Here is a 2557-nt window from a genome sequence, read left to right on the forward strand (position 1 = left end):
TGTTTAGGGTTGTGAGATACCTGCCCGGAACACCCCTCCGAGCGATGACCGCCCCCGACCTGAGGGCAGGTGTCGCACAAGCCTCGGGGGAGGAAACCGCGGAGAACGCCAACGCGGGTGATCCGGGCGCAAACGCTATGGGGATTTGGGCAACGGCTTGACGACCAAGACCCGCAGGCAAGCGGTGCCAGTGTGCCATCGTGTGTGCATGGGGCCTGGTGCAACTGCGATGGCAGACCTTTCGCTGGGCGCAGCATGCTTTCTGGACCGCCATTTGCAGCGCCTGGCACGCACCAACCCCGCCGACTGGCCCACGCGCATCGACATCCAAGACAAGTGGTGGCGCATGGCGCTGCTCATGATGGAGGTGGCGCCCGAATGGCCTGCCCGCGCATCCAACTGTGCACGATGACCATCGCATGCCCGCAGTGCCTGCAAACAAAGGCCGGTTGCGCTGCGTTGGGCAGCCCATCGGCTTGCTCGTCGCTGCTGGGGGTGGCGGCTGGCGCCTGGGCGGCGCCCAACAACTGGCGCGCCAGCGCAAGGCATTCCCTGCGGTTGCCATTGGCCAGCAAGCCATAGTGCCGGATGCGATGAAACCCGCCGGGCAGCACATGCAGCAGGAATCGGCGCATGAACTCTTCGGGCGCCAGCGTCATGGTCTTGTGGCGGGTGCATCCCTTGGCGCGGTAGTCCTTCCACCTAAAACTCACCCCGCGCTCATCCATCGCAACAAGTCGGCTGTTAGAGATAGCCACCCGGTGCGTGTAGCGCGACAGATAGGCCAGCACCGCCTGGGGGCCGGCGAACGGTCGCTTGGCGTAGACCACCCACTCGCATTGGCGCATCGGTGCCAGCCACTGGTTGAAGCAGGCACCGTCCGCCAACGCCGCCAGTTCGCCAAAGAACCTCAACCGACCATCCTGGTGCAAGTGCAGCAGCTCCTCAAGAAAGCGCCGTCGCATCAGCCTGGACAGCACGCGTACCGGAAGGAAGAACCCCACTGGGCAGGCCACCCAGGACTTGCCATCAGGGGCAAGCCCGCCGCCCGGTACGATGCCATGCACATGCGGGTGATGCGTCAATGCCGAACCCCAGGTGTGCAGCACCAGCGTGGCGCCGATGCGTGCCCCCAGATGCTTGCGATCTGCAGCGATGGTTTGCAGCACCTCGGCGGCGACATCGAACAGCAATCCATAGAGTTCGGCCTTGTTCTGGTACGCCAGATCGGCAATGGGCGCGGGCAGCGTGAAGACCACGTGGTAATACTCCACGGGCAGCAGATCGGCCTGGCGGGCATCAAGCCAGCGCTTGGCCGCAGTGCTTTGGCACTTGGGGCAGTGGCGGTTGCGGCAGGAGTTGTAGGAGACCAGCTCGGTGGCGCAGCCATCGCAGCGCAAGACATGTCCACCCAGTGCCGCTGTGCGGCACTGCTCAATGGCCGACATGACCTTGAGTTGAGACAGGCTCAAGTGCCCGCGCTGGCTGTCACGCCAGGCCGCACCATGCTTGAGGAAGATGTCGGCGACCTCCAGGGGGGGCCGCTGCACGCGCGCACCTTCAGGCCGGTGGCATGGGCTCCAGCGGGCCAATCACCTCGCGCAGCAGGTCAGTCGCTACGTGGGCGTAGATCGATGTGGTCTCCAGCTTCTTGTGCCCCAGCAGCACCTGGATCACACGGATATCAACCTTGCGCTCCAGCAGATGCGTGGCAAAGCTATGGCGCAAGGTGTGGGTGGTGACGCGCTTGTTGATCCCAGCAGCCTCGGCCGCCGCATGAACGGCGCGGTTGAGCTGGCGAATCGACAGTGGTTCCAAGGCCGTCATGCCCGGGAACAGCCAACCGCCGGGCATCATCTTGCCCTGGGCATGAGCGAGGTGCCACCATGTGCGCAGGCGCTGCAGCAAGACAGGGCTGAGCATGGCATAGCGGTCCTTGGCGCCCTTGCCTTGCTCCACACGCAGCGTCATGCGTTGGCTGTCCACATCGGTGACCCTCAGGCTGACGACCTCGCTGGCGCGAAGACCTGCGCCATAGGCAACCGACAGGGCCACCTGGTGCTTGATGTTGCGGGCCGCAGCCAGAAGACGTGAGACTTCTTCGCAGCTCAAGACCACCGGCAAGGTGCGGGGCAGCTTCACGGGCTGCATCTTGGCCATCAGCTCGATGCGCCCCAGCGTGATGTCAAAGAAGAACTTCAGTCCGGTGAGCGTGGCGTTGAGCGTCATGGGGGATGAGCCCGTGTCCACCAGATGGAGCTGGAAATTACGCAGGTCTTCCACCGTGGCCGCGTCGGGCGAACGCTTGAGGTAAGCGGCCAGCTTGCGCACGGCGCGGATGTAGGCTTCTTGCGTGCGAGGCTCCAGCTTGCGCATTCGCATGTCCTCAAGCATGCGTTGGCGCAGCGGCGAGATGGGTTGGGCTGAAGGGATCATGATCGCGCTCCTGTCGAAGAACGAGGCCGATTGCCTCGCTCGCCAACATAGGCAGGGGCGCGATGTGTACTTTGCGTCAGGGCCTTCGCGGTGGGGCTACCGCGCGAGCGGTTTAGTCCTC

The 2557-nt window shown here is 64.3% G+C and carries 2 protein-coding genes; both read right to left on the minus strand.

The window, feature by feature from the left end:
- Nucleotides 1-356: 356 nt before the first annotated feature.
- Complete coding sequence (locus tag DBV10_RS19535; protein ID WP_124515267.1) at nucleotides 357-1550, minus strand: IS91 family transposase; 1194 nt, start codon at nucleotides 1548-1550, stop codon at nucleotides 357-359.
- Nucleotides 1551-1560: 10 nt separating this feature from the next.
- Nucleotides 1561-2436: a site-specific integrase gene (locus DBV10_RS19540; RefSeq protein WP_124515268.1), complete on the minus strand. Its 876-nt coding sequence runs from the start codon at nucleotides 2434-2436 to the stop codon at nucleotides 1561-1563.
- Between the last annotated feature and the right edge of the window lie 121 nt (nucleotides 2437-2557).

The sequence above is a fragment of the Acidovorax sp. FJL06 genome, assembly GCF_003852545.1.
GTDB lineage: Bacteria > Pseudomonadota > Gammaproteobacteria > Burkholderiales > Burkholderiaceae_C > Acidovorax.